At 44.6% G+C, this 26,153-nt stretch carries 25 protein-coding genes; 14 read left to right on the top strand and 11 right to left on the bottom strand.

Translation table 11 applies throughout. From position 1 onward, the window contains the following. The first annotated feature begins 1 nt into the window (after position 1). The 3 genes from HMPREF0999_RS08975 to HMPREF0999_RS08985 all read left to right on the top strand — a co-directional run bounded on the left by HMPREF0999_RS08975 (position 2) and on the right by HMPREF0999_RS08985 (position 4,641). The gene (locus HMPREF0999_RS08975) at positions 2–1,006 is read left to right on the top strand and encodes a sugar phosphate isomerase/epimerase family protein (protein WP_009275754.1); all 1,005 of its coding nucleotides are present in this window, start codon (positions 2–4) and stop codon (positions 1,004–1,006) included. A gap of 131 nt (positions 1,007–1,137) precedes the next feature. After that, the gene (locus HMPREF0999_RS08980) at positions 1,138–4,377 is read left to right on the top strand and encodes a hypothetical protein (protein ID WP_009275755.1); all 3,240 of its coding nucleotides are present in this window, start codon (positions 1,138–1,140) and stop codon (positions 4,375–4,377) included. A 3-nt stretch (positions 4,378–4,380) separates the two neighbouring features. After that, positions 4,381–4,641, top strand: coding sequence for a GNAT family N-acetyltransferase (locus HMPREF0999_RS08985; protein ID WP_005864416.1), 261 nt, complete (start codon positions 4,381–4,383; stop codon positions 4,639–4,641). Here HMPREF0999_RS08985 and HMPREF0999_RS08990 read toward each other — a convergent pair. Next, positions 4,638–5,288 carry a pentapeptide repeat-containing protein gene (locus HMPREF0999_RS08990; protein WP_005854501.1) on the bottom strand — a complete coding sequence of 217 codons (651 nt, stop codon included), beginning with the start codon at positions 5,286–5,288 and terminating at the stop codon, positions 4,638–4,640. The two genes, HMPREF0999_RS08985 and HMPREF0999_RS08990, sit on opposite strands and share 4 nt — an antisense overlap. 147 nt (positions 5,289–5,435) lie before the next feature. Here HMPREF0999_RS08990 and HMPREF0999_RS08995 point away from each other — a divergent pair, with 147 nt between their 5' ends. After that, on the top strand, positions 5,436–6,293 hold the full coding sequence (locus tag HMPREF0999_RS08995) for a GyrI-like domain-containing protein (RefSeq protein WP_009275756.1): 858 nt from the start codon (positions 5,436–5,438) through the stop codon (positions 6,291–6,293). Positions 6,294–6,409: 116 nt separating this feature from the next. Here the strand turns inward: HMPREF0999_RS08995 and HMPREF0999_RS23310 are convergent, their stop codons facing one another. The 7 genes from HMPREF0999_RS23310 to ung form a co-directional block, all read right to left on the bottom strand. Next, positions 6,410–7,279 carry a GyrI-like domain-containing protein gene (locus HMPREF0999_RS23310; RefSeq protein WP_009275757.1) on the bottom strand — a complete coding sequence of 290 codons (870 nt, stop codon included), beginning with the start codon at positions 7,277–7,279 and terminating at the stop codon, positions 6,410–6,412. A gap of 110 nt (positions 7,280–7,389) precedes the next feature. Further along, on the bottom strand, positions 7,390–8,199 hold the full coding sequence (locus tag HMPREF0999_RS09005; protein WP_009275758.1) for a helix-turn-helix domain-containing protein: 810 nt from the start codon (positions 8,197–8,199) through the stop codon (positions 7,390–7,392). Between the two features lie 116 nt (positions 8,200–8,315). After that, a complete protein-coding gene (gene msrB / locus HMPREF0999_RS09010; protein ID WP_009018127.1) occupies positions 8,316–9,398 on the bottom strand; it encodes a peptide-methionine (R)-S-oxide reductase MsrB in 1,083 nt (360 codons plus the stop codon). Positions 9,399–9,412: 14 nt separating this feature from the next. Then, on the bottom strand, positions 9,413–9,550 hold the full coding sequence (locus HMPREF0999_RS22450; protein WP_005854511.1) for a DUF417 family protein: 138 nt from the start codon (positions 9,548–9,550) through the stop codon (positions 9,413–9,415). A gap of 547 nt (positions 9,551–10,097) precedes the next feature. Further along, entirely contained in the window at positions 10,098–10,409 is a 312-nt protein-coding gene (locus HMPREF0999_RS09020) for an MGMT family protein (RefSeq protein ID WP_005854515.1), read from the bottom strand. Further along, a complete protein-coding gene (locus tag HMPREF0999_RS09025; protein WP_005854517.1) occupies positions 10,399–11,109 on the bottom strand; it encodes a DUF169 domain-containing protein in 711 nt (236 codons plus the stop codon). The genes HMPREF0999_RS09020 and HMPREF0999_RS09025 overlap by 11 nt, the downstream gene beginning before the upstream one ends. 27 nt (positions 11,110–11,136) lie before the next feature. Beyond that, positions 11,137–11,799: a uracil-DNA glycosylase gene (ung, locus tag HMPREF0999_RS09030; RefSeq protein ID WP_005854520.1), complete on the bottom strand. Its 663-nt coding sequence runs from the start codon at positions 11,797–11,799 to the stop codon at positions 11,137–11,139. A 99-nt stretch (positions 11,800–11,898) separates the two neighbouring features. Here ung and HMPREF0999_RS09035 point away from each other — a divergent pair, with 99 nt between their 5' ends. The 10 genes from HMPREF0999_RS09035 (at position 11,899) to HMPREF0999_RS09080 (ending at position 22,290) form a co-directional block, all read left to right on the top strand. After that, a complete protein-coding gene (locus tag HMPREF0999_RS09035; protein WP_009275759.1) occupies positions 11,899–13,782 on the top strand; it encodes an ABC-F family ATP-binding cassette domain-containing protein in 1,884 nt (627 codons plus the stop codon). A 13-nt stretch (positions 13,783–13,795) separates the two neighbouring features. Next, positions 13,796–14,971: an MFS transporter gene (locus HMPREF0999_RS09040; protein ID WP_005854524.1), complete on the top strand. Its 1,176-nt coding sequence runs from the start codon at positions 13,796–13,798 to the stop codon at positions 14,969–14,971. A 144-nt stretch (positions 14,972–15,115) separates the two neighbouring features. After that, positions 15,116–15,499, top strand: coding sequence for a hypothetical protein (locus tag HMPREF0999_RS09045; RefSeq protein WP_005854526.1), 384 nt, complete (start codon positions 15,116–15,118; stop codon positions 15,497–15,499). A 456-nt stretch (positions 15,500–15,955) separates the two neighbouring features. Further along, a complete protein-coding gene (locus HMPREF0999_RS09050) occupies positions 15,956–16,339 on the top strand; it encodes a hypothetical protein (protein WP_005854530.1) in 384 nt (127 codons plus the stop codon). 74 nt (positions 16,340–16,413) lie between these two features. Next, positions 16,414–16,806 (top strand): hypothetical protein, encoded by a 393-nt coding sequence (locus HMPREF0999_RS09055; protein ID WP_005854532.1) that lies wholly within the window; start codon positions 16,414–16,416, stop codon positions 16,804–16,806. A 141-nt stretch (positions 16,807–16,947) separates the two neighbouring features. Next, the gene (locus HMPREF0999_RS09060; protein ID WP_005854534.1) at positions 16,948–17,847 is read left to right on the top strand and encodes a YitT family protein; all 900 of its coding nucleotides are present in this window, start codon (positions 16,948–16,950) and stop codon (positions 17,845–17,847) included. Positions 17,848–17,905: 58 nt separating this feature from the next. Beyond that, the gene (locus HMPREF0999_RS09065; RefSeq protein ID WP_005854536.1) at positions 17,906–19,192 is read left to right on the top strand and encodes an MBL fold metallo-hydrolase; all 1,287 of its coding nucleotides are present in this window, start codon (positions 17,906–17,908) and stop codon (positions 19,190–19,192) included. Between the two features lie 77 nt (positions 19,193–19,269). Continuing rightward, positions 19,270–20,469 (top strand): pyridoxal phosphate-dependent aminotransferase, encoded by a 1,200-nt coding sequence (locus tag HMPREF0999_RS09070; RefSeq protein ID WP_005854538.1) that lies wholly within the window; start codon positions 19,270–19,272, stop codon positions 20,467–20,469. After that, the gene (locus HMPREF0999_RS09075) at positions 20,470–21,714 is read left to right on the top strand and encodes an ABC transporter permease (protein WP_009275760.1); all 1,245 of its coding nucleotides are present in this window, start codon (positions 20,470–20,472) and stop codon (positions 21,712–21,714) included. A gap of 42 nt (positions 21,715–21,756) precedes the next feature. Beyond that, on the top strand, positions 21,757–22,290 hold the full coding sequence (locus HMPREF0999_RS09080; protein WP_008780092.1) for a very short patch repair endonuclease: 534 nt from the start codon (positions 21,757–21,759) through the stop codon (positions 22,288–22,290). Here HMPREF0999_RS09080 and HMPREF0999_RS09085 read toward each other — a convergent pair. The 3 genes from HMPREF0999_RS09085 to HMPREF0999_RS09095 form a co-directional block, all read right to left on the bottom strand. Continuing rightward, positions 22,287–23,450, bottom strand: a complete 1,164-nt coding sequence (locus HMPREF0999_RS09085; RefSeq protein WP_009275761.1) for a glycosyltransferase — start codon at positions 23,448–23,450, stop codon at positions 22,287–22,289. The two genes, HMPREF0999_RS09080 and HMPREF0999_RS09085, sit on opposite strands and share 4 nt — an antisense overlap. Before the next feature lie 126 nt (positions 23,451–23,576). Beyond that, positions 23,577–24,737, bottom strand: a complete 1,161-nt coding sequence (gene lysA / locus HMPREF0999_RS09090; protein ID WP_009275762.1) for a diaminopimelate decarboxylase — start codon at positions 24,735–24,737, stop codon at positions 23,577–23,579. Positions 24,738–24,799: 62 nt separating this feature from the next. Next, a complete protein-coding gene (locus HMPREF0999_RS09095; protein WP_005854548.1) occupies positions 24,800–26,116 on the bottom strand; it encodes an aspartate kinase in 1,317 nt (438 codons plus the stop codon). Positions 26,117–26,153: the final 37 nt, after the last annotated feature.

The following is a 26,153-nucleotide window of genomic DNA, read 5'->3' on the forward strand; positions in this document are numbered from 1 at the left end:
TATGAGTAACAGACGGGATTTCTTAAAAAATATCTCTCTCTTTACCGCTGGTGGATTGCTGGCTGGTAAAGCCGGTTCCGTAAATGCGGCGAACGCTGCGTTGGGAGTTGTGGATGAGGTCCATGCCGGCAAAGAGATTGGCTTGCAGATCTATTCTTTATCCCAAGAATTATATAAAGGCGACGTGGCCGCTAATCTTCGGAAGGTGAAGGATATGGGATACTCCAAGCTGGAGTTGGCGGGTTATGGTAAAGGCGCTATCGGAGGTGTTCCTATGATGGACTTCAAGAAAATGGCGGAAGACGCTGGCTTGAAGATCATTAGCTCGCACGTGAATCCGGTAGACACATCTATCTCTGACCCTTTTAAGGCTATGATTTTCAAATACTCGAAGGAGGTTACCCCAAAGATCATGGAGTATTGGAAAGCTACGGCTGCCGATCATGCGAAACTAGGCTGTAAATATTTGATCCAGCCGATGATGCCGACGATTACTACGCACGATGAGGCTAAACTTGTTTGCGATATCTTCAATCAGGCCTCGGATGTTATCAAGGCAGAGGGCATCGCCACTGGTTTTGGCTATCATAATCATAATATGGAGTTCAATCGTGTCGCAACGAAAGAGCAACAGGAGAAAGTGAAGGGAAATCCTTTCGCTGCCTTCATGAAAGTCGGAGACCAGATTTATGACTTGATGCTGAAAGATACGGACCCGAGCAAGGTTTACTTCGAGATGGATGTTTATTGGATTGTCATGGGACAAAACGATCCTGTCGAGTATATGCAGAAACATCCGGATCGTATCAAGGTATTACATATCAAGGATCGTGCCGTATTCGGCCAAAGTGGTATGATGAACTTTGAGATGATATTCAAGCAAATGTACGCGAACGGAATCAAAGACTATTTTGTAGAGTTGGAGCAAATGCCGGACGGACGTACTCAATTTGCGGGTGTGAAGGATTGTGCCGACTATTTGATCAAGGCTCCTTTTGTAAAATGAAGTAACAATCGATAGATCGTAAGCCTCGGGGTCAATAGACTCCGGGGCTTTTTTATTAGATGAAAGGCAACATAAACGGGTCTATTTTGTTTTTATAAAAAGAAGTTTATATCGCAAAAATAAAGGAAAGGATGAGTTCTAGGATAAGGAAGATATTGAAACATACGGTGATCGCTGTTTTATCGCTGGCTGTATTGTTCCTAGTTTTGAATCTTTTCCTGACAGGTCGTTTGGAGCGGTACCTGAAAAGAGAACTGATAGAGCGTACGGCGAATGCTACGGATGGTTTTTATCGTCTTTCTTTCGATAAGCTTTCTATTAGCTTCTTCAAGGGAGAACTAAGGCTAGAGGGTATTTCATTGGAGCCGGACTCTAAGGTCTTTGAACATTGGGCCGCCTTGGATAGCTTGCCCGATACCTATGTAAGTACCCGGATTGAGGTGATAGATTTTAAGGGAATTAATTTGGTATGGCGATGGAATTACCGGCAACTCCATTTCAATACCTTTGAGATCCGCTCGCCGGAGGTTCGTGTATACGGCTCTTCCGGATCAAAACCGTTAGTTTCCGGACTGGCGGCAGATACGGTAGAGCATGCCGAATCGAAGACGTTGTACGAGGTGATCTCTCCATACATAGATGCCCTGAGCGTAAAGACCTTGAACTTGGAAAATGCCAGTATCTCTTATAATGTGGAAAACCAAGTCTCGCCGATTATCTATACGTTGAATAACGTAAGTTTCCATGCGTATGGTTTTATGTTGGATTCTACCTCTTCACGGAGCGGGAAGCTGTTGTATTGCGATAACTTCGATTTTGTCACGAACCAGCCGCAAACCTTGTTGGTAAATAATGATTTTAAGTTGGAGACGGATAGTATATGCCTCAGTACCCAAGATTCCATTATCTATATCCAAAAAATCCAATTGCTTCCGCAAGAATTATTGTGGGGGGAGACCAATCGGAAACCAACGAATTATCTGGAAGGGAAGGTACAAACTGTAGAGATACAAGGGATTCACTTTAGACGGGAAGATGCCTTGAACTATTTGTCCGCCCGTAATTTTGAGATACAATCTTCGGATATAAAGGTGTATGACTTGACTCGGGAGAAGAAGCAGGCGAATGCCGATGCGGATTCTTTGGTGCAAGCCTTATCGTTATATGATGTGATCTCTCCGGTACTACATAGTATATCCGTGGATCAAATACGAATAGAGCGAACCGCCCTTCACTATTCCTTAGCCTTGAAAGGGCAGATAGAGGACTTCTCGATCCCTGAGTTTAATTTCCATGCGGAAGGTCTTCTGATCGACTCCTTGGTAGCTCCGGGCGAGGAACTGAATTATTTTCGTTCCATTGCGTTTGAGGCGAATGATATACAAGGGATCATGAGGGCTCGTAATCATCGGTTCGATATCAAGCGTTTGGCGATGAATACGGCCTTAGGCTCGTTTCATATAGATAGCATGCGACTACGTCCGTTGTCTGTTCGTTCCCACAATGATTATTTGTCGGGAAGTATCGATACGATCCGGATAGACGGGTTGGCGTACGACAAAGGTGTTAGCGCAGATTTACTGAAGGTTCGGTCGCCTCGCTTGGTTTATTATAAAACGCCCTCCGTTGAATCTCCGGATAAAGGGAAAAGCACATCTGTAAATAGCCGTGTGGATGTGGAGAGTTTGTTAAATCCTTTCCTTCGGTATCTTTCCATCCGTAAGATCCAGATTCGGAATGCAAATGTGACATTGGAGGATCGTGAGATAAATGACACGACCCGGTACCGACTCAACGGCCTTGATTTCTTTGCTACGAATTTCTTGGTGGATGAGCAAACGAACCGGAGTGGACAATTGTTTTTCAAGTATGATCATTTTGGTCTTAGTTTCCGGGATTTCGATAACTACTTACCGGGAAAGGATCTGCGTGTGACTATAAGAAAAGGTTCGCTATCCACCGTAAACGGCTTTTTCCGTCTACAGGATGTGACCCTGGCCGCTAAAAAGGACTCGATACGTTTTTCAACCCCATTGATTTCTTTAGCGGGAATCCGGATTCCCAAGAATAGCATCTATCAGATCGGGTTTGACCGATTTGATTTATCCGATGGTGATTTTTCTATGTCTTGGGGATCGGATACGACAATATTGCGGACTGAGAGCCAAAAGGATATCCAATTGGCTTTGGAGAATGTGTTTGTGGATTTGAAGAAGAAGACGTTTCAATTAGGTGATCTTCAGCTACAGACGAAGGATATCGATATACCGTTGGATAACGGCTTCTACCGTTTGAAAATCGGGGGGCTGGATTTGAGAAAGTCAGGTTTGAGGTTGGATCACGTACATTTAGTCTCGCCTTATTCTAAAATGGAATTCGCTTATAAACAGCCTAAGCATCAAGATTGGTTTGACGTGAAGGTTGGGAACGTAAGATTGAACGACGTGGATATTCCCGGATATTTCTCAACCAAGGAATTACGTTTGGGGGGACTCTGGATAAACGATGTCTTACTACAAAACTTAAAGAACCGGAAGATCCCGGTGGAGCCTCATATCGTTCCGATGATTTATGAAGGTTTACAAAAGGCTCCGGTCCGTTTCAAGATAGATACCGCTTCCGTTGCCAATTTCTCCGTGGTTTATGAGGAATTACCCGTTAAAGGCGATAAGCTCGGTAAGCTTTATTTTACCGATATGAACGGCCAATTTTCAGGTTTGACCAATATCGTTTCCTATCCGGAGCAATTCATCACATTGCATGCGGACGGGAACCTGATGGGATCGGGGCATTTCACGGCTACATGGCAACTCCCCGTGGATTCATTATATGACCGCTTTCTATTGGATGCCCGTTTGGATAGCCTAGACTTGCTTTCCTTAAATGAGATCGTAAAACCTCTGGCGCCGGCGGAAGTAGTGAGCGGTTGGGCGCAGGATGTGGTCTTTCATATGGATGCCTCAAGCCGGAAAGGACGGATACGGTTAGACTTCCCGTACCGGAAATTGAAAGTGGCTTTATTGAAAGAGAAAGACGGAGAGACCACACAAAAAGGTTTCTTGTCGAGATTGGCGAACTTAGTTCTACGGGATAATAATCCGGCTCATCCGGAGCGAAAAGATAGTAAATTGCGTAAGGTCGATATGGAAATTGTGCGAGATCCCTATCATTCCGCGTTTAACTATCTATGGCAGATGCTAAGACCAGCCTTGGTGGAATCAGTCGGAGTCTCGAAAAAAGAACAGGATGCGGCCTTGAAAGTGGCAGGTTTCTTCACGAAGGTAAAGCGCTTTTTCGGTCTCGATAAAAAGAAGGATAAGCGGGAGGAGATTGATACAAATAATAAGGAAATAGAACCTTTAAAAGAATAAATAATGGAATATACAGTAAATCACTATCCGGAGAAACATCGTTTCGAGGTAGTAGAAGACGGCTTGACAGCCTATGTGGAATATCGTTTAAGAGGAGATGCCTTGGACATTATCCATACCATTGTCCCAAAAAACTTGGAAGGGCGTGGGATTGCGGCGACTCTTGTTGAAACAGCTTATAAATACGCAAAGGAACAGGGGTTGCGCCCTTTGGCTACCTGTTCCTATGCGGTTGTGTGGTTAAAACGCCATCCGGAGTTTTAATCCTTGATCGTAATACCTAACATTCTAGCGATGTCCAGTGCTTGTAAGGAGGTTACGGTAGCACCTTTCAACTCTCCTCCGGGAATCGAGCCAATACGTATACCGGCGATCTCGGAGGAAGTAAGATCGATCCCTTTCAAAGAGGTCCGGTGAAACTCGGCCTCTACTAAATTACAATGTTCGAATTCTACGTTCGTGAATTGGCAATTGTCCAATCCGCCTCCTCGTAAAAAGCATTGATTAAAAGATACGTTCCGGAGTTTGCTCATGGAGAAGATTACATAATCTCCTTTGCAATCCCGGATGGTAGTATGATTAAAGATTGATTCGGAGAAATTCGTTCCGGTAAGTTTACACCCAATGAACTCTACCCGGTAAAAGCCACATCCGGATAAATTTATATTTGATAGGTCACAGTTCTTAAATACCACATCGCTAAACTGAGATTTACGATAATTGCAAGCAATGAAACCACAATTGGTGAATAAGCAGGAATTAACGGATAGGTTCTGTTTAGATACGTCCTCGACGCATAATCCATTGAAAGAACATTCTGTAAAATCATCCTCTTGTCTGGATATACAATCCATCCAGTCCACATCCTCCCGTAAGTTTTTTACCAATCTAGGCGCTGTTATTTTCAACATGTTATTGTTTCCTATTTTAATTTAGATGGTAAAGATAACGGATTTGGGCTAAATAAACGATATCTTTACTTTATAGTTCATTTTAGCAATATCGGAAAAGTGTGTTCGGGATAATTCTTCTATTTTTGCCTTGAAATCCTAAGAATCATGCGAATAAAGACAACGACAAAGACAGAGTATCAACAACGTATGAATGTATTGGTTGAATACATAAATAATCACTTAGGCGAGGATATCGATCTAAATAAGCTGGCGGAGATATCCGGATTCTCTCGTTGGCATTTTCATCGGATCTTTGCGGAGTTCTTAGGGGAACCGGTTGGTACGTTTATCGTTAGGATGCGGGTCGAGACGGCCGCTCGGCTTTTGCGTTACACGGAAATACCTGTCAAGGAGATCGCCTATAAGGTAGGATATGACGTACCCTCTTCTTTGTCTAAGGTTTTTCGCCAGTTTTATGGGATTTCTCCAAATGAATATAGAAACAATAAAGATTATGTAATTATGGAACCGAATAGAATAATGCCCGATATGGAATTGAAGGTCGAGGTAAAAGATTTACCCGGCAAACAAGTAGCCTACATTCGTCTAAACGGAGGGTATAAAGAAATCGATTATCTGGGAACTTGGATGCGCTTGCTCCAATTCGCCAAGGAGCAAAACATCCAACCATTGAGTTTTTCACCGATCTGCTTGTACCATGATGATCCGAAAGTAACCTCACCGGATAAGCTGCGTACCGATATTTGTATGGAAGTCGCTCCTTCGGTTTGCCCTAAAGGGGAGATTGGTACGAAAAAGGTATTGGAAGGCCGTTTTATGGTCGCTCTTTATAAGGGAACCTATCAGCAATTAGGAGCTGTGTATGATACGCTTTACGGTAAATATCTCCCCGAGATGGGTCTTTCCTTACGGGAAGTGCCTAGCGGCGAGATCTACTTGAATGATCCTTGCAATACGAAGCCGGAGGATTTATTGACCCAGATTTATGTGGCGATAGAATAATAAGAGCTAGAGAGGTTTCTGAAGTGAATAAATGAATTAATCTTGATTGCCGTCTTCTCTAATTAGCGGCAATCAAGATTTTTAATATTTTAGACGCGATTGTATGATGTGATAACTTATATACTTGCTTTTACAAATTCATTATCGATCCAATAAGTCGCTTCTTCGGAAGTGAATTTCAATATACAATAGCTCGGATCTATTACTCCTCCAGGGAAATGAGCGAACATCCAGTCAGACCAAAGGGCTTTCTTGATTTCCATATCGGAAACGATCTCGACCTTACCTGTTAACACGATACTGTCTCCTCCTTCCATAAAGCAAACTCCGGCTTTCGGGTTGAGTTGGAATTGTATCGTCTTATCAGAGAACGTGCCTGTAGAGAACCATATTTGGGAAATACCATCCGCTTTTATTTTTCCCATAGGAACCGGACGGGGATAACCATCTTCCGTAACAGACGCAAGCATAGCGGTGTCACATTCCGTTAATATGGAAATTGCTTTTTCCTCGATTAGCTTGAGGTCTATCATTTGGACGGGTATACATAAATCGATCATACATTTATCTTGTGGATGTTGATCGAGGGGGATGCTTTGATAGATCTCGAATGATTTGCCTGCGCAAGGTTTGCATTGGTGTTTGGATGTAAGCGTGTACATCAAGCTCCATGCGGCGGGTATTTCATCCGTTCCTATCTCAAAATGCCCGATTGCGTAAAGTCCTCCGGATAATAATCCTTTTGAGATCTCATTTTCTCCCTCTACCTCTTGAGGCACTGTTAAACCGATATCCACACTTAACTCCTTTCCTTCGTGTTGGTAAACTGATATAAGTTTATTTGCCGGACCGTTTATAAGTCCTTTTGCCCCGGCCCATTGCATAAGCTTTCTGATAGAGCTTGGGATCAAGCTCATATCTCCTTGATGATGAAGATACACGATGTGTGTAGCATGTAGTTCTTTTAGTTCAAAAGTGTAATTCATAAGATTCTTATTTGTAAAAGTTCAATAGTGCAAACATACGGAATGACTATTCTTTCTGGTTGTAAAAAAACGACTTTTTATATGATAGATTCTTGCGATTTTATTTTTAATCAAATATAAGTAAGCGGTTCATCCGTAGGATTTGGTAAAGTCAGGAAGTAAGAGGGAACGTCTCCCGCTAAACGCTTGAATTCTTTGATAAAGTGGGAATGGTCATAGTAGCCGCAATCTAAGGCGATGCTGCTTAAGTCCGTGTGTGGGGCGTTCCTCAGTACTTCTATGGCATATTGGAATTTTATGATCCGGCTGAATTCTTTGGGAGTATATCCGGTGGTATCCTTGAACTTACGTTGGAAATGCCGCTGGCAAATGCAAATCTTGTCGATCAAGTTTTGTACGGGTAGCTGTCCGCGAGACTGTTTTATAAATGAGGTGGCGTATATAATTTGTCTGTCTACTTGAATGGATTGGGTGAGAAGGCGTATAAGATAGCCTTCGATAATGCGGATACGGACGGAATCGTCCGGCTGTTCGCAAAGCATCTCGGCAAAGGCATTATCGAATAAAAGGTTAATATCTGAAGACTGGATGCGAAGATCGGCAAACTGTCCCAAAGGCTCATTCGTGAAAGCTGCCAGCCCACAGGGGTGAAAACGAACCCCCAGCATGTGCAGGGTATTTGTCGTGGCAGTCAGATCCGAATAAACCCGCATAGGACCAACGAAATAGGAACGATAAGGTTGCATGATCATCGAATGCTCGTCCGTAGGGACGGTCATGTTACCGATTGAGAAGATAAAGTCGGTGCATCCGTCCGCGAGGATCTTAAAACGTGTCCCGATGTCGGTAAAGCCTTTGAACACCCAGAACTTGTCGATAAAGGGCACTAAGGCTGCGCAGGGGGTAAATTCGTGATACATAGTGCTTCTTTCGCTTGTTTTATACGGCGAAGATACTATTAAAAAATCATAGTTATGAAATTTTCAAAACATAGTTATGAGTTGAACAAATCATAACTATGTTTTTTTATTTGTTTTTATAGGAGTGGGAGATAGTCGGCATATCCCTCTTCTTCCATCTTTGCTTTAGGGATAAATCTTAATGACGCGCTATTGATGCAGTATCGTAACCCACCTTTGTCGGCTGGGCCATCATTAAAAACGTGCCCTAGATGTGCATCTCCTGTTTTGCTGCGTATCTCAATCCGTTTCATCCCGTGGGAAAGATCCGTTTTTTCCATCACCAAGCTCTTGTCTATCGGCTTGGAGAAACTAGGCCATCCGCAACCCGAATCAAACTTATCGGTAGAGATAAACAAAGGTTCCCCGGTCGTGATATCTACGTAGATGCCTTCACGCTTTTCATTCCAATATTCATTCTTGAAAGCTCTTTCCGTAGCGTTTTGCTGTGTTACCGCATATTGCTCGGCGGTGAGTTTAGAGCGCAATGTCTGATCATCCGGTTTCTGGAATTTCTTTTGCGATACAGGCTTGTTCGAGGCTTTCCCCTTATTAGCCTTTCGGGCGAAATCGAATAGATCCGGGCTTATGTGGCAATAACCGTCCGGGTGTTTATCTAAATAATCCTGATGATAGTCTTCTGCCGGATAGAAATTACTTAATGGCTGAATCTCTACGACGATGGGCTTGGTATAATTCTTGGCCAATGCCTCCACGGTCTCTTTGATGATCGGCAGATCGTCCGTATTCGTATAATAGATGCCGGTACGATACTGTGATCCGATATCGTTGCCTTGCCGGTTGATACTTGTCGGATCTATCGTCTTGAAGAATAGTTCGATCAATAACTTCAAATCGGCTTGTCGCGGATCGTAGCTAACTTCCACTGTCTCGGCGAATCCGGTATTATCGTTACACACTTGTTCGTAAGTCGGGTTTTTGATACTCATCTTCCCGTTCGCGTAACCTACTCGGGTATTCGTAACGCCATCGATTTGCTTCATGAAATGTTCTGTTCCCCAGAAACATCCACCGGCAAAATAAATTTCACTTTGGGTATTCATTCTTGTTGTTTTTGAAAGTTGATCACTCATTGTCGTTCTCGCGATTGCTAGTCCGTTTGATACTAGCAAAGCTATAAATAAAATTAGATGTTTCATATACTTTTTCTTTATTATCGTGAAGGGATGAGATCCATTATATTATATAACCAGAATAGCAGGAAATGGTTCTCCACCAAAGGCTTGATCCCGGCGGCCTCGGTCGGGGTGAATTTAAAGAAACTGATAATTGATTTCATGTTCTTGTTCATCTTAATGTTTAATCTATAATCCGTAATTTTTGTTCTTTGATAATTTAGTCTGTCGTTATGAGAAAAACTGACAAGATTTGTCGCGGGGGTATTTGCCCTTTTGGTGATGAACTATCGGGATTTGTTCGCTACCGATGTGATATCCTCATTTATGAAGCCGGTCGATGAGCCAATCGTGGTGTTAGGGCCTGTTCTGCAGATATTTCGCGGGATACTGTTGGCTTTGGTGTTATTGCCTTTACGGAAGGTGTTTTTTGAGGAAAAGAACGGCTTAATGAAATTAGGCGTAATAATCCTAGGATTGTCCTTGCTATCAACCATTGGGCCGACAATGGGATCCTTTGAAGGATACATATATACGAAAATACCCTATATGTATCAAATGTTGGGTTATCCGGAGGCGATACTATACGTGTTGTTGTTTATCGGGATATTGCATGTCTCGATAAAATATGCTCACAGGAGAATAATCACCTTGTTATCTATATTGATAATGGCGTTGATATGCTTTTTGGGGATAATGAGCTTTGTGATGGCGTGACGTATCTTAAATAATGGGCAATATCTCCGCCCAAATATGCTTCTTTAAATCCACGCACCCGTTCTTTTTGAAAGCGATGCCTTCTTTTTCCAGCAGTTCCCTTTGTTCCGTCCAATTGGGAGCCAATCTCCCTTGGCTGTTTACTACCCTGTGGCAAGGCAAGTTCAGCTCTCTCGGGGCGTTGAACATGGCTTGCCCTACCATGCGGGAACATTGTGGCCTCCGGGCGAGTTTGGCTAACTGCCCGTAGGTAACCACATTTCCCTCCGGTATTTCCTTTACGATGTTGTAAACTTCCGTGTAAAAATCAGCCTTCATCGATTCTCGCTTTTATCTTGCCCCATGCGTGCGTATCGAGGCTACACATACGCATCGTCTCGCACATCTCCTTGAAGCGAGACATCGGGATCGTGAAACTCAATACGTTGCTTTCCACATAAGGGCGGGCCGAGGGATCGAAGAAGCCAAGGAAAGCACGGTGCCCGCCACGCCGGTTCTCATTGACGGCTTGCGTAATGGTTGCGCTACATCCCGAGCCAAAAGGCGTGGAGATGGCCTCGGGCGAGTTATTGTCGAAAAACGCCCACGTGACCAAGCCGGACAGGATATCCGGGGTAGCGAGGAACAAAAGCCCTTCCACATCCTCGAAGGAAGTAAGCCGGTCGATTCTCGCGAAATGGATATATTGCTTGGTCGCCCTTTGTACATCTATCTTCTTGATGCCTTCCAGAACCATCTCGGGTGTTTGCTTATATCGTTCTTTCAAGGAAACGAAATTAGGTACATGTTCCGGCATGGGAGTGAATCCGGTATAGAATTTCCCACCTCCGCAACCGATGCTTTCTCCGCTCATGCTGATAATCTCTCCGTTCCTTATGGCGGGAAGCGCTTTAAACAGGCAACCTTGCGTCTTCCTTAATTCTCCCGATAGCGTATCGGAATACCAGAAGGCGATCGGTAATTCCGCTTTGCCGGAGAATGTCTCCTGATAGTTGTCGATAAACGTTTGAATGTCCATATACGATTGATTTAGGTTGATTTATACTTACCAATCGATTTCCGGGATGCCTTTACCCCGTAAGAAATCATTAGCCTTACTGAAATGCTTACAACCGAAGAAACCATATTCGGCGGAGCGGGGAGATGGATGTACGGTCGTTAGGACCAAATGTCGGCTCGTATCGATAAGGGAAATCTTGGCTTTAGCGTAACTGCCCCATAACATGAATACTAGATTTTCCCGTTCGTCGCTTAATTTCTTGATAATGGCATCCGTGAATGTTTCCCATCCTCTGTTCCGGTGCGAACCTGTTTGGTGGGCACGGACTGTGAGAACGGAATTCATCGGGAATACGCCTTGGCTTACCCAACGATCCAAATTCCCGGAGGAAGGGATCGGTTTTCCGAGATCATCGTGGATCTCTTTGAATATATTCATCAAGGAGCCGGGAATCGCCACGCCCTCGGGTACCGAGAAGCAGACCCCATAGTATTGCCCCGGATTTGGATAGGGGTCTTGTCCCAAGATAACGACTTTTACCTTCTCAAACGGGCATGCGTTAAATATATGGAATATCTGGGGCCCGGGAGGAAGTACGTGCGCTTGCTTATATTCGTTTTTGACAAATGTCACCAATTGCTCGAAATAAGGCTTGTCAAATTCTTCTTGCAGACGTTTTCTCCAACTTTCATCTATTCTAACATTCATGGTGTTTTTCTTATTCTTCCACCAAAGGTACGGAGAAAAGCTTAAAATTCGAGGATTTTGTGTAAGTTTGCCTTCCGATTTGAATTTAAATAAGAAAACATGATAAGTTACCTTCAGATAGATAAGCTGACCAAGAGCTTCGGTGATTTGGTTCTTTTCGAGGATATAACGTTCGGAGTCGCGCAAGGACAGAAGATCGGGTTGATCGCTAAAAACGGGACGGGTAAGACTACCTTATTGAATATTATCGGTGGTAAGGAGGATTACGACTCGGGTGAGGTGGTTTTCCGGAAAGACTTGCGGGTCGGGTATTTGGAGCAATCACCTTCCTACCCGGAAGAACTGACCGTGCTACAGGCTTGCTTCCACTCGAAGAACGAGACTGTCCGGTTGATCGCTGAGTACGAGGAGGCGATGGCGAAAGAGGATCACTCGAATCTGGAGGACATCCTTACCCGCATGGATAGCTTCAAGGCGTGGGATTATGAGCAGAAAGCGAAACAAATCCTCGGGCAGTTGAAGATTCATAACTTCAATCAGAAGATCGGGGAATTGTCCGGAGGACAGTTGAAACGGGTTGCCTTGGCGAATGTCTTGATCACGGACCCTGAATTGATTATCTTGGATGAGCCGACGAACCATTTGGATCTGGAGATGACCGAATGGCTGGAAGATTATCTGAGTCGGGCCAATATCAGTATCTTGATGGTGACGCACGACCGTTACTTCTTAGATCGTGTTTGTAGTGAGATCATCGAGATCGATAATAAGCAAATCTATTCGTATAAAGGTAATTATAGTTATTATTTGGAGAAACGCCAAGAGCGTGTCGAGGCGATGAACGCCGACGTGGAGCGTGCGAAGAATCTTCTCCGTACGGAACTGGATTGGATGCGCCGCCAGCCGCAGGCACGGGGCACGAAAGCGAAGTACCGTATCGATGCCTTTTATGAGCTGGAAAAGAAAGCGAAGCAACAACGGGATACCGGAAAGGTGAACTTGGACGTGAAGGCTTCTTACATCGGTTCGAAGATTTTCGAGGCGGTGAATGTAAGCAAACGTTTCGGTGACTTGAAGATTACGGAGGATTTCAACTATATTTTCGCCCGTTACGAGAAGATGGGTATTGTCGGGAATAACGGTACGGGCAAATCTACCTTTATCAAGATGCTGATGGGGGAGGTGGCTCCCGATAGCGGCCATTTCGATGTGGGCGAGACCGTTCGCTTTGGCTATTATAGTCAAGAGGGCTTGAAGTTCGATGAGCAAATGAAAGTGATCGACGTGGTGCAGGCGATCGCCGAATACGTGGATTTGGGTAACGGACAGAAGATGGGAGTGTCCCAGTTTTTGAACTATTTCCTGTTCACGCCGGAGAAACAGCATAATTACGTTTATAAATTGAGCGGTGGCGAGAAGTGTCGCCTCTATTTATGTACGGTATTGATGCGTAGCCCGAACTTCTTGGTGCTTGATGAGCCGACCAATGATCTGGATATCGTGACCTTGAACGTATTGGAGGAATACCTTCGTAACTTCAAGGGGTGTGCTATCGTGGTTTCCCACGACCGTTACTTTATGGATAAGGTGGTAGATCACCTGCTGGTTTTCCGGGGTAACGCTGATATCAAGGATTTCCCCGGCAACTATACGCAGTACCGGGATTGGAAAGATGTGCAAGACCAACTGGAAAAAGAGGCGGAGGCTGCTTTGCAAGCGAGACAAAACTCGGCTCCGGAGAAACCGTCTCGTCCTGTCAATGAGCAAAAGAAAAAACTCACTTTCAAGGAACGGAAAGAGTTCGAGGCCCTAGAGGAGGAGATACCGGCTTTGGAGGCGGAGAAGGCGGAGTTGGAGACTGCGATGAGCAGTGGTACTTTGCCTACGGACGAGCTTATGGCTAAATCTCAACGGATCACCCAAGTCATGGAAGAGATCGACGAGAAAACGATGCGCTGGCTGGAGTTGAGTGAGCTGGCATAAGTAATAATGAGGAATGAGCGAGACTAAACCTGTACTTTGGAACCGGAATTTCGTCCAATGTTGTATCTCTTACTTCTTGATGAATTTCGCCTTTTATATGTTGATGCCTACCATGCCGGTCTATCTGGTAGAGGAATTGGGCATCAGCACGTCCGAGGTGGGGATGGTCTTGTCTAGCTATACGATCGGGTTGCTGTGCGTGCGCCCGTTCTCGGGATATCTGGTGGATTGTTTCTCCCGCAAACCGTTATATGTATTCGCCTTCACGATATTCGCCTGTTTGTTTGCCGGTTATTGGTTTGCTATGACAGTCTATACGATCATGGCGGTTCGTTTCATCCAAGGCGGGTTTATGGGACTGACCTCAGTCTCTGGCAATACGATTACGATAGACGTGATCCCTTCCAAGCGAAGAGGAGAGGGCATGGGCTTTTACGGATTGACGATCAATCTCGCCATGTCTTTGGCTCCTTTGGTGGCGGTCGGGCTGTACGATCGGCATGGTTTCTTCTGGATCATAGGGGTCGCTTTGGTGATCGCGTTGGTCGGGATCGGCTCCGTCGGGCTGATCCGTTATCCGAAACGGGAGAAAGTGCCTCGTCCGGCCTTCTCGTTGGATCGTTTTATCTTGGTAAAAGCGCTTCCTGCGGCCTTGGCCTATTTGCTGGTCGCTATACCTTATGGGATGTTGCTCTCGTTCGTGGTATTATATGGTAAAGAGATCGAGGTGCCGAACCCAGGCTATTTCTTTATATGTATGGCGATCGGTGTAGGGACGGCCCGTTTGATTTCCGGGCGGTTGGTGGACCATGGCAAGATCCATGTCGTGTCCATCGTATCCTTGGTTTCTTTAGCGATCTCGTTTTCCGTGTTCGCTACCGTACATACATCATTTGTCTTTTTCGCTTGCGCCTTGGCGATCGGTATCGGTTTTGGCGTGAGTGTACCGGCTTTTCAATGTCTTTTCGTGAATGTCGCTCCGCACCATATGCGCGGTACGGCCACTTCTACCTACTTGACCTCTTTCGATTTCGGGATGGGGATCGGGATGCTGTCCGCCGGCTTTATCGCTACCCATACCAATCTGGCTACCGCCTACGGAGTCGGGGCGGTTTGTTGCCTTCTTTCCTTATTCGTCTATATCCGCTTGGTAAAAGCCTCGTACGAGAGGAATAAGCTGATTTCTTGATCCGCTTGATTCCCGGTTTCGTCTAAACCTACGGCGTACTTCGTCGATTCTTCCTTTTCTAGCGGGAAACCTCACCCTATATTTGTATCAAAGATCACAGAGAAATAGGTTTTTAAGGTTTAACAAATGAAAGGAATAGGTAGTATGAAACGTTTAGTAATGGCTATGTCAGCCTTGTTGGTAAGTGTGACAATGAGTTTCGCGCAGGAATCGAGCTTACATAAAGAACCGTTTGTAGTCAATGTGGGCCAATTGGTAAGCTATCTGGAATTACGTCCTAGCCAGATTAATGAGGTAGGGATGATCAACGATTATTTTAGGGAAAAGCAAAGCGAGGGCTTGAGGGGAAGCCATAAAATGCGGGATAAACGGATGCGGCAAGCCGTATTTGGCAACTTAAAGTTGATGAAAAAGGCGTTAAGCACCGATCAATATCGGAAATACGTGGCTTTGATCAACGTAACGAACAATAATAACCGGATGATGAGCGGGCTTTCCTTCCCCGATGTTTATCTAGCCGATAAATAAGTAAAGGATAGATGTAAAGTATCAAGCTATTGCATAAAAAGTATCTTGTGACTGTATCTATTCTATAAACCACGTCGTGGTCTGTATAGATCATGTCGTGGTTTTTATAGACCACGCTGTGGTTTGTATAATCCACGACGGAGATTATAGAATAGATACGGTATCGTATAAGAATACAGCTAGGCTTGTATAAGAATATATCTAGGCTTTTGTTTGTTTATAAACGGTGTCTATGATGAAATAGATAGTGTTTATCGTAATATGTGTTACAAAATGATTGCTATATGCCTTGATATATATCAATAACGTCAATTGTTTGCAAAAATTAACCGTATTGAAGAACAATGTTATAAAACATACTGTTATATTTGCAGTAACAAAAAGAGAAAGATAGAAGATGCGGAAACGCCGCATTTATTAGTTAAGGTCTTAGTTTAGGTTTAAATTTTAGGTATTATGAGACGTTTAGGTATGATGGTAGTCGCTTTAATGATGGTAGCGACAATGAGCTTCGCTCAAAAGGTTAGTGATTCAAAGAGTATGAGTTTCGATAAGCTAAGCAGATATTTGCAGCTTGACGCAAACCAGATCGCTGAGGTGTCAGAGATTAATACTTACTTCGAGAATCAATTAGGTCAACCCCTGTCTGCGGAAGCGCTTTGCAATAACGCAAGACCGGAAGAAACTCGCAACGCATTGTTGTGTAATTTGAAACTGATGAAACGTGCATTGACTAAAGATCAATATCGTAAATATGTAGCGTTGATTAATGTGACTCGCGCTAATCAGGAAGATAAGGTTTCTAATCCGCTTTTGGACAGCTATTTGGCTGAGAAGTAATTAAGCCAATGTGATTGGGCTATGTGTTTTTAAGGTTTTTGTTTAGGTTTAACAATTTAAGGTTTTTAGGTATTATGAAACGTTTTGGAATGGCAGTCGCAGCCTTATTGATGTGTGCGACAATGAGCTTCGCTCAGAAACCGAGTTTGAGTAGAGAACCGTTTGTGGTAAGTACAGAGAAGTTAGCGAACTATTTGCAATTGACTCCGAGCCAGTTGGACGAGGTAGCTAACATCAACGAATATTTCATCGAGATGCAGAATGCGAGCGTAAAAGCTAGCGCTAAATTGCAGGATAAGAAAATGTATCAAGCGGTTTACGGTAACTTGAAGTTGATGAAGAAGGCTTTGAGCCCGGATCAATATCGTAAGTATGTTACTTTATTGAACATCACGAACAATAACAACCGTACGCTGGGTGTTAATACGTTCCCGGAAGTGTACTTAGCGGATAACGCAAGTAAGTAATTTATACTATATAAGAGTGTGTCCCCCACTATTTCCTGTCAAAAGGTAAATAGTGGGGATACTTTTTTTTAAGGCTCGCGTATAAATCGAAGAAGATTGTGTAAGTTTGCGGCGTTTTACAAATAACGCTTAATTCGAGTCATGACAACACAACAACTTTTAGTCCCTTCTAATGCTACTTTGAAGAGAAATGTAATGGACTACTCCTTAATCGTGGTAGGTTCATTTTTGCAGGCACTTAGTTACGTGCTTTTCCTAGCGCCTTACAAAATCGTACCGGGAGGTGTGTATGGTATCTCTATCGTAATCCACTATGTGACGAAAGATTTGTTCCCGTTCTTCCCGGATGGTTTGCCGATGGGTGCGACGGCGCTTTGCTTCAATATCCCGTTGATGATTTTGGCGATGAAAAAGATCGGATTGTCTTCCGGCCCGAAGACGATCGTTACTTTCTTGCTGATCTCTATATTTACCGACTCATTATCTTATTTCCTTACCGATCCATTGGTGGAGAACGATGCCTTTATCGCCGCCTTTTACGGTGGAGCTATTTTAGGATTGGGTGTGACTTGTATTTTCCGGGCGCAAAGTACGAGTGCCGGTACGGATGTATTGGCACGTGTGATCGCTAATGACTCCAACTTGAAGGTCAGCAATATGATCATCGTATTGGATTCTGCGGTCGTATTGTTGGGCTTGATCGTATTTAAGGATTGGGCGGTACCTTTGTATTCTTGGTTTACTATTTTCGTATATGGAAAAATCGTGGAGATGTTCCAGACGGAGAATCCGAACCGTGCCGTCTTCATTGTCTCTCGTAAGACACAGGAGTTGAAGACCTTGATAGTCGATAAAATGGGTATGAGGGGTACTTTTATTCACGGTAAGGGAATGTATCAGGGAAATGAGACTGAGATTATATTCACGATCGCTGAACGAAAAGATATGCCCCGCTTGAAAGATGAGGTGAAAGAGATCGATCCGAATGCCTTTGTTTCTACGATGCACGCTAGCAAGGATTCGCCACGGCCGGGTATTTAATAGAATTAAGAATTATTCCGTATATTTGTGGGTAGGCTAATATTAATATCGGTTTTGAATGATGGATAGAAGAGGTTTTTTGAAGAATGCTACGCTTGTGAGCGCTGCTTGTTTGATGGATTTCAGGGAGGCTTTGGCGTGGGGCGCTAAGGATGCTGAAGTAGGAAAAGCATGGAAAGGATGGAAAAAGGGGCAGTTCCAGATTCATCTGATTTATACCGGGGTGTCGGAATCGATGTTCTTGATTTTCCCCGACGGTACAACGATGCTGCTTGATTGTGGTGATCATAATGCGGTTGGGCGCGGTAAATTGGCTGTGCCGGTGCTTCCCAATCCCGATCGGCATGCCGGGGAGTGGATCTCACGCTATGTCCGGAGAGTGAACCCTCAGAAGGATTATGTTGATTATATGATGTTGACGCACTATCATTCAGATCACGGTGGCAACAATAAATTCTACGCTCGTAAGGAGACGAGGGATGGTAAGGATTACTACCTAAGTGGATTCTCTCAGGCTGCCGAGTACCTTACGTTTGGCAAGGCTTTTGACCGTTGCTGGCCCGACTACAACGATCCTCTTCCTTTGACCCAGGAGGCAGCCGATGCTTTTGAGCACATGAAGGATTTTTACGACTATATGTTGGCTCATAAGAAGATGGAGATTGAGAAGTTCTGTCTTGGCGAAACCAACCAGATCGCCATGAAGAAAGACGCTACGGCATATCCGGGATTCTCGGTAAGAAATATCTGTGCCAACGGCCGCATTGCCGATAAGGAGGGGAATATACGTGACCTCTATGCGGAGCGCAAGAAATCCAATCCGGTTAAGTTCAGTGAAAACGGAATGAGCCTGGGCATGATCTTTACCTACGGCGATTTCAAATTCTATACGGCGGGAGACTTCTCTGATGGCTGGGAGTTGCCTAATGGAAAGAGATTCGAGATAGAGGATGCGATAGCCGACGTGGTTGAGCCGGTGAGTGTGGCGAAAATCAATCACCACGGACACATGTCAATGACTGATAAGCTCGTGGCTGCGTTGCGTCCGCGTGTTGTTGTCAACAACGTGTGGGATCAGCTTCATACACTGCCTTCGGTCATGGAGCGTTTTTATAACCGGAATCTTTATCCCGGCGAGCGCATCGTGTGTCCTACCGTGTTCCCTGCAGAACGTCGTGCCGAGGATGCCGGACAGCCGTGGCTTGATATACTTAACCCCTCGTCGTTTGATGCCGGTCATGTGATTGTCAATGTCGAGGAGGGAGGTAAGGACTATTCGGTTACTTACCTCACTGCCAATGATGAGTCGATGACTGTAAAGAGCGTGATGCGGTTCAAGTCATAAACGGCTTGAATTTGGTGTCAACTGTCAACTAAAATGCCTATCTTTGCATCATAAAAACGAATAAATATAGAATAATAATGCCCAACATCTCACAAAGAGGAGTCGAAATGCCCGCTTCCCCGATCCGGAAGCTGGCTCCATTGGCCGATGCTGCCAAACAGAGAGGAGTTCATGTGTATCACCTGAATATCGGTCAGCCCGACCTTCCCACTCCGCGAGCGGCACTCGATGCGATCCGTAATGTCGATCGTACGGTGTTGGAATATAGCCCTAGTCAGGGATATCGCAGTTATCGCGAGAAGTTGGTTGGATATTATAAAAAGTATGATATTAATCTTACGGCTGACGATATTATCATCACTACCGGTGGTTCGGAGGCTGTTTTGTTTGCCTTCTTGAGTTGCTTGAATCCGGGTGATGAGATTATCGTACCGGAACCTGCTTATGCCAATTATATGGCATTCGCTATCTCGGCAGGAGCCGTGATCCGGACAGTGACGACTACGATAGAGGAAGGATTTTCTCTTCCGAAAGTGGAAAAATTCGAGGAGTTGATCAATGAGCGTACCAAAGCGATCCTGATCTGTAACCCGAACAATCCTACGGGTTATTTGTATACGCGTCGTGAGATGAATCAAATCCGGGATATCGTAAAGAAATATGATCTTTATCTTTTCTCAGATGAGGTATACCGGGAGTTTATCTATACCGGTTCCCCGTATATCTCGGCTTGTCATCTGGAAGGTATCGAGCAGAACGTGGTATTGATCGATTCTGTCTCCAAACGCTATTCGGAATGCGGTATCCGTATCGGTGCGTTGATTACGAAAAATGCCGAGGTGCGTAGTGCCGTCATGAAGTTCTGCCAAGCTCGTTTAAGCCCGCCTTTGATCGGACAGATCGCTGCCGAGGCTTCTTTGGATGCTTCCGAGGAGTATGCCCGTGAGACTTATGACGAGTATGTGGAACGGCGTAAATGCTTGATCGATGGCTTGAACCGTATTCCCGGCGTTTATTCTCCCATACCGATGGGCGCTTTCTATACGGTGGCTAAACTTCCGGTGGATGATGCCGATAAGTTCTGCGCTTGGTGTCTGGAAGAGTTTGAATACGAGGGTCAGACGGTCATGATGGCACCGGCGTCGGGTTTTTACACAACACCGGGACTTGGTAAGAATGAGGTTCGTATGGCCTATGTTTTGAAAAAGGAAGACCTGGCGAAAGCTTTGACGGTGTTATCAAAGGCGTTGGAAGCTTATCCGGGAAGAATGTTATAAATGAATTTAGAGCTATTTATCGCCGAAAAGATACATTTCAGCAAGGAGGGGGATCGTGAGGTTACTCCTCCCGCTGTTCGTATTGCCATGATCGGGATCGCTTTGGGATTGGCGGTGATGATCCTTTCGGTGGCGATCGTGATAGGCTTTAAGAAAGAGGTCCGGAACAAGGTGATCGGTTTCGGCTCGCATATCCAGATCACGAATTTCGATAGTAATTCTTCCTATGAGTCGCAGCCGATAGCGGTTAGCGATACTTTATTGAATGCGCTCGATGCATTCCCCGGTATTCGCCATGTCGAGAAATTCGCAACGAAGCTAGGTATCTTGAAGACTGACCAAGACTTTCAAGGTATTGTCTTGAAAGGGGTGGATACGGATTATGACTGGACTTTCTTCAAGGATAATTTAAAAGAGGGCGAGATCTTTACGATCCAGCCGGATAAGAACTCTACGGATGTTATTATTTCCAAGTATTTGTCAGATCTGCTAGGACTAAAGGTAGGGGATTCTTTCCTGACTTATTTTGTGCAAGACGATGTGCGTGCCCGTAAGTTCACGATCACGGGGATTTATGAGACGGGTTTCCTTGATTATGACAAGATGTTCGTAATCGCCGATATTAAGCAGATACGTCGCTTGAACGGTTGGGATAAAGATCAAGTAAGCGGACTGGAGTTGCAAGTGGATGACTATGATCGTTTGGACCAAGTGGCCGAGGATATTTATTTCGATCTGACGGAACGGCAAGACCGAAATGGTAATACGTTTTACGCCCGCTCGATCAAGGAGTTGAACCCGATGATCTTTAATTGGCTGGATGTGCTAGACATTAATGTGGTGGTTATCTTGGCGCTGATGCTTTCCGTCGCAGGGTTTACCATGATCTCAGGATTATTGATCATAATCTTGGAACGTACCAATATGATCGGAATCCTAAAAGCCTTGGGACAAAATAATAACAGTATTCGCAAGATTTTCTTGTATGTCTCTTTCTTCTTGATCGGCAAAGGAATGTTGTGGGGGAATATCATCGGTATCTCTCTTTGTTTGCTTCAATCTCATTTCCATATTATCCAATTAGACCCTTCTATTTATTATTTGGATGCCGTGCCTATCGATCTGAGTCTATTTTCACTGTTCCTTTTGAATATAGGGACATTGGCCGCCTCCATGTTGATGATGCTGGGACCTTCCTATTTGATTACGAAGATTGATCCGGCCAAGAGTATCCGTTTTGAATAAAAGCCGTATCTTTGGCATACGTTCTAGTTTTGCCGGATTGATATGACAGATCTTATCTCTAAAGAAAAGCGTAGCTATATCATGTCTATGATTAAGGGCAAGAATACAAAGCCCGAGATTATAGTCCGTAAATACCTGTTCCATTGTGGCTTTCGCTTTCGTGTGAATGTAAAGCGCCTTCCCGGTACCCCTGATATCGTATTGCGTAAATATAAGACCGCTATCTTCGTGAACGGCTGTTTCTGGCATGGGCACGAGGGTTGCCCGGAATTTCGTCCTCCCCGTACCCGGGTAGAGTGGTGGACCGAGAAACTAAACCGGAATAAAGCTCGGGATGCCCGTGTACGTGAGGAATTACGAGCGATGGGCTGGAATACGATGGTGATTTGGGAATGCCAGCTTAAACCCAAAGAACGGCAAGCTACTTTAGAAAATGTCGTCCGTTTATTGGAAAAGACGTATGTGGAATCTACCTATCATGCGAAGTTTACCCCAGCCTACCCGCTACTAGAGGAGGAAGAACTTCCCAAAGTGGCGGAAGAAGAGATATCCTATGAGAGTGCTCATCATTATTAATTCTCCAACCGGAACGTATAATCCTTCCTACTTCTGAAAAGCCGGTAAATACGGACATATCCATTGAATATGGGTTGAATAAACTCCAGCAGGAATAACCAACCGATAGTAGGGCTTTGTTGAAGCATTCGAGCCGATTTGCCGAAAACGATTGCCTTGATTATAAAACGTATCAAATATAATAATACGGCGATCAAGGAGATTAGCCAGTTGCCCTGTAATCCGATCACAACCGTAGCGATAACCGATACTTGGAAAAGGAAGAAACAAGTGGATTCGAGATGATAGAATGTCAAGGCGCTTCCTTTGTAATACCGTTGAGTGGCGGCACGGGAAACCTTCATCTCTTTCCAGATTCCAAAACGTTCGATTTGATCCATTTCCGTTAGGCTGTCCGGAGTGTAGATTACTTTCGTATTCTCCTTGGTCGAGGCTTCGTTGATGAATAAGTCATCGTCTCCCGCATGCAAGTTCAAGGATTGGTAGTAACCTTTATGCTTGAAGAATAACTCTTTCCGATAAGATAAATTTCGTCCGTTTCCGGTATATGGGTGATGGGAGAGGGCGGAAGATAGATAACGTAAACCCGTCAATAAGTTATCATAGGCGATCAACTTATGAAAGAATCCCTTGTAGTTGCTGTATTTGCAGTAGCCCAAGACAATACTGGTCTCGGGTGTGTATCCACCAACCATGGCAGATAACCATTGATCGTTGAGCGGTTGGCAATTCGCCTCCGTGAATAGAAGAATATCGTATTTGGCCGCTTTCGCGCCTAGGGTAAACGCCAGTTTACGGCGGCTTAGGTAACGAGCGTCCGAGGGGACGTAAGTATGATACAAATGTTTATACTCATTTTGAAAAAACTTTAGTGTATCGTCAGTATCGTCGCTCGAGCCATCGTTGATAACGACTACCTGATATTCAGGGTAATCTTGTGTAAGTAACGCAGGAAGGTGTTTCTTGAGGTTCTCAGAATCATTTTTAGCGTATATGATGATGGATACGGGGAGTTTATTACCTTCCTCTAAGGTATCATCCGTTCGTCTTGACGCACGTAAAGGGCGGGCATAAGCGATCAGATAATAAAGAGATAAGATAACGAACCCTATTAAGGTGATTCCCAATAGGAAAAGCTCTGTATTATTGAGTAGAAACATAATAATGTGCCAATGTGATTAATATGCCAATGTGCCAATATCATTAATGAGCCAATATGATTAATACGCCAATGTGCCAATAAGCTACTCAAGGTATTTACATTGGCACATTGATCAATTGGCTCATTATTTTATCGTATCGGAATAATAGGCTTTCGGTAAATGACGGCAGTTGTATTGGGAGGCCATGACCTCGCCATAAGCGCCGGCGGAACGAAGGGCGATCAAGTCGCCACGATGAGCCTTATTCAACTCTACATCCTTACCGAATACATCCGATGACTCACAGATCGGGCCCACTACATCGTAAGTCTCTACTGCCTCATCGCTGCTGATGTTCTCGATACGGTGATAAGCGTCGTACATCGCCGGGCGGATCAATTCCGTGAAACCTGCATCAAGGATAGCGAATTTCTTCGTCTCTCCTTCCTTGACATATAATACCTTAGAGATTAATGTTCCGCATTGAGCGACGATCGAACGTCCCGGCTCAAAATGTACCTGTTGACCCGGACGTACTTGAAGCAGTTTATGAATGGCTGCGAAATAGTTATCGAAAGCCGGGATCGATAAATGATTCGGGTGATAGTAATCGATACCTAGTCCACCTCCGAAGTTTAGGTTCTCCACTGTAACCCCATGAGCTTCCAGTTCTTCCTGTATCTCGTTGAAACGAATTACCAAATTGCGGAAGCTAGACATATCCGTGATCTGTGAACCGATATGGCTATGGATACCGATCAACTTCACATGCTTCATCTCCTTTAATTTATCCAGTACGCCTCCTAATTGGCTAAGGTTGATACCGAATTTATTCTCCTTCATACCCGTCGTGATCTTGGCATGCGTATGGGCATCCACTTCCGGGTTGATACGAAGGGCGATAGAGGCTACTTTATTTTTAGCGGCCGCCAGCTCATTGATGATTTCCAGCTCAACGGCAGATTCCACGTTAAAGCAGAAAATATCATTGTCCAGTCCTAGGTTGATCTCCCAATCCGCTTTGCCAACACCGGCAAAGACAATCTTATCGGCAGGAAAACCGGCATCTAAAGCTGCCTGTACCTCGCCGCCACTTACGCAGTCTGCGCCAAGGCCGTTTGTCGCTATGATGGAAAGGATACGGGGATTGGCATTCGCTTTCACGGCATAATGCACGTGGTAACCATATTTCCCGGATTCGGTTTTTACTACGTCTAATGTGTCTTGCAATAGCTTGACATCATAATAATAAAAAGGCGTAGAAAGCTGCTTGAACTTTTCTACAGGAAATGTTCCTTTGAGCATATTATACGAAATTATATAAAGATAAATAAGGGCAGTCTGTAAAAGGCCGCCCTCGTTTGTTTTTATTTGTTGTTAAATAAATGATCGCTTAGAGCTTGCAGCGCTCTCTGCTTGTCCGAGGCCTTGATCAGCAAGGAGACGTTGTAGTTGCTTCCTCCGTAGGAGATCATACGGACCGGGACATCCTTCATAGCTTGTACGATACGAGCCTCGAAGCCGATGTTATCCCATTCTAGGTCGCCAACCACGCAAACGATAACCATATCCTCGTCTACGGTCACGGTTCCGTACTTCTTCAAATCGTCAACGATCTCTTCCAGATGCTTGCGGTTATCGATCGTAACGGAGACACCCACTTCGGAAGTCGTAACCATGTCGATCGGAGTCTGGTAGTTCTCGAAAGTCTCGAATACCTTACGCAAGAAACCTGTAGCTAGCAACATACGTCCGCTCTTGATCTTGATAGAGGTAATATTGTCTTTGGCGGCGACCGCTTTGATCTTACCTTTTTCGATAGCGTTTGAGATCAATGTACCCGGAGCGTCCGGCTGCATCGTATTTAACAAACGAACCGGGATGTTGTTCAATTTAGCCGGCAATATACAAGTCGGGTGAAGGATCTTGGCTCCGAAATAAGCTAATTCGGCAGCTTCCTCGAAATGCAATTGACGGACTGGAGACGTTCCCTGTACGATACGAGGGTCGTTATTGTGCATACCGTCGATGTCTGTCCAGATCTGGATCTCTTCCGCACCGATAGCCGCGCCGATTAAGGATGCGCTATAGTCGCTACCACCTCGTTGTAGGTTATCGATCTCGCCGTAAGCGTTGCGGCAGATATAACCTTGTGTGATGTATAGATCAGCATCCTTATTATCAGCGAGTAATTTCACCAATTTCTCTTTGATATAGACAGGGTCCGGTTCCGCGTTCTTATCCGTACGCATATAATCCAAAGCCGGGATCAATACGGATTTCACGCCGCATTCGTTCAAATAAAGATTCATCATACCCGTAGAGATCAACTCTCCTTGTGCCAAGACAACCTTTTCCTCGAACAAGGTAAACAGATCCTTCGTGAACGTACGGATATATTCGAAATGAGATTTTATCAGTTCTTTGGCCTTCTGTTTATATTCCTCGGTGCTGTATAGTTCCTCAACATGGCCCATATATTTCATGGCAAGCTTGTTGATGATCTCATTCGCTCCGTCTGGGTTCTTTTTGTACAGGTAGTCGGAAATCTCGACTAACGAGTTGGTTGTACCCGACATGGCTGACAATACAACGATCTTACGGTCTCCCGTGATCAGTTTCGCTACATCTTTCATTCTCTGTGCAGATCCCACAGAAGTACCGCCAAACTTTAAAACTTTCATCTTCTTTTGTTCTATATTAAATTGTTTTCTTTTTCAA

The organism is Parabacteroides sp. D25, assembly GCF_000307475.1.
Classification (GTDB): domain Bacteria; phylum Bacteroidota; class Bacteroidia; order Bacteroidales; family Tannerellaceae; genus Parabacteroides; species Parabacteroides distasonis.

Excerpts from the sequence above, each read along its gene's own strand:
- HMPREF0999_RS22450 (WP_005854511.1), bottom strand. The coding sequence starts at position 9,550 with ATGAACAAGAACATGAAATCAATTATCAGTTTCTTTAAATTCACCCCG.
- HMPREF0999_RS09040 (WP_005854524.1), top strand. The coding sequence starts at position 13,796 with ATGAGCGAGACTAAACCTGTACTTTGGAACCGGAATTTCGTCCAATGT.
- HMPREF0999_RS09070 (WP_005854538.1), top strand. The coding sequence starts at position 19,270 with ATGCCCAACATCTCACAAAGAGGAGTCGAAATGCCCGCTTCCCCGATC.
- ung (WP_005854520.1), bottom strand. The coding sequence starts at position 11,799 with ATGAATGTTAGAATAGATGAAAGTTGGAGAAAACGTCTGCAAGAAGAA.
- HMPREF0999_RS09080 (WP_008780092.1), top strand. The coding sequence starts at position 21,757 with ATGACAGATCTTATCTCTAAAGAAAAGCGTAGCTATATCATGTCTATG.
- msrB (WP_009018127.1), bottom strand. The coding sequence starts at position 9,398 with ATGAAACATCTAATTTTATTTATAGCTTTGCTAGTATCAAACGGACTA.
- HMPREF0999_RS08985 (WP_005864416.1), top strand. The coding sequence starts at position 4,381 with ATGGAATATACAGTAAATCACTATCCGGAGAAACATCGTTTCGAGGTA.
- HMPREF0999_RS23310 (WP_009275757.1), bottom strand. The coding sequence starts at position 7,279 with ATGAATTACACTTTTGAACTAAAAGAACTACATGCTACACACATCGTG.
- HMPREF0999_RS08990 (WP_005854501.1), bottom strand. The coding sequence starts at position 5,288 with ATGTTGAAAATAACAGCGCCTAGATTGGTAAAAAACTTACGGGAGGAT.
- HMPREF0999_RS09005 (WP_009275758.1), bottom strand. The coding sequence starts at position 8,199 with ATGTATCACGAATTTACCCCCTGCGCAGCCTTAGTGCCCTTTATCGAC.
- HMPREF0999_RS09020 (WP_005854515.1), bottom strand. The coding sequence starts at position 10,409 with ATGAAGGCTGATTTTTACACGGAAGTTTACAACATCGTAAAGGAAATA.
- HMPREF0999_RS09050 (WP_005854530.1), top strand. The coding sequence starts at position 15,956 with ATGAGACGTTTAGGTATGATGGTAGTCGCTTTAATGATGGTAGCGACA.
- lysA (WP_009275762.1), bottom strand. The coding sequence starts at position 24,737 with ATGCTCAAAGGAACATTTCCTGTAGAAAAGTTCAAGCAGCTTTCTACG.
- HMPREF0999_RS09025 (WP_005854517.1), bottom strand. The coding sequence starts at position 11,109 with ATGGACATTCAAACGTTTATCGACAACTATCAGGAGACATTCTCCGGC.
- HMPREF0999_RS08975 (WP_009275754.1), top strand. The coding sequence starts at position 2 with ATGAGTAACAGACGGGATTTCTTAAAAAATATCTCTCTCTTTACCGCT.
- HMPREF0999_RS09085 (WP_009275761.1), bottom strand. The coding sequence starts at position 23,450 with ATGTTTCTACTCAATAATACAGAGCTTTTCCTATTGGGAATCACCTTA.
- HMPREF0999_RS09065 (WP_005854536.1), top strand. The coding sequence starts at position 17,906 with ATGATGGATAGAAGAGGTTTTTTGAAGAATGCTACGCTTGTGAGCGCT.
- HMPREF0999_RS09075 (WP_009275760.1), top strand. The coding sequence starts at position 20,470 with ATGAATTTAGAGCTATTTATCGCCGAAAAGATACATTTCAGCAAGGAG.
- HMPREF0999_RS08995 (WP_009275756.1), top strand. The coding sequence starts at position 5,436 with ATGCGAATAAAGACAACGACAAAGACAGAGTATCAACAACGTATGAAT.
- HMPREF0999_RS09060 (WP_005854534.1), top strand. The coding sequence starts at position 16,948 with ATGACAACACAACAACTTTTAGTCCCTTCTAATGCTACTTTGAAGAGA.
- HMPREF0999_RS09055 (WP_005854532.1), top strand. The coding sequence starts at position 16,414 with ATGAAACGTTTTGGAATGGCAGTCGCAGCCTTATTGATGTGTGCGACA.
- HMPREF0999_RS09035 (WP_009275759.1), top strand. The coding sequence starts at position 11,899 with ATGATAAGTTACCTTCAGATAGATAAGCTGACCAAGAGCTTCGGTGAT.
- HMPREF0999_RS08980 (WP_009275755.1), top strand. The coding sequence starts at position 1,138 with ATGAGTTCTAGGATAAGGAAGATATTGAAACATACGGTGATCGCTGTT.
- HMPREF0999_RS09045 (WP_005854526.1), top strand. The coding sequence starts at position 15,116 with ATGAAACGTTTAGTAATGGCTATGTCAGCCTTGTTGGTAAGTGTGACA.
- HMPREF0999_RS09095 (WP_005854548.1), bottom strand. The coding sequence starts at position 26,116 with ATGAAAGTTTTAAAGTTTGGCGGTACTTCTGTGGGATCTGCACAGAGA.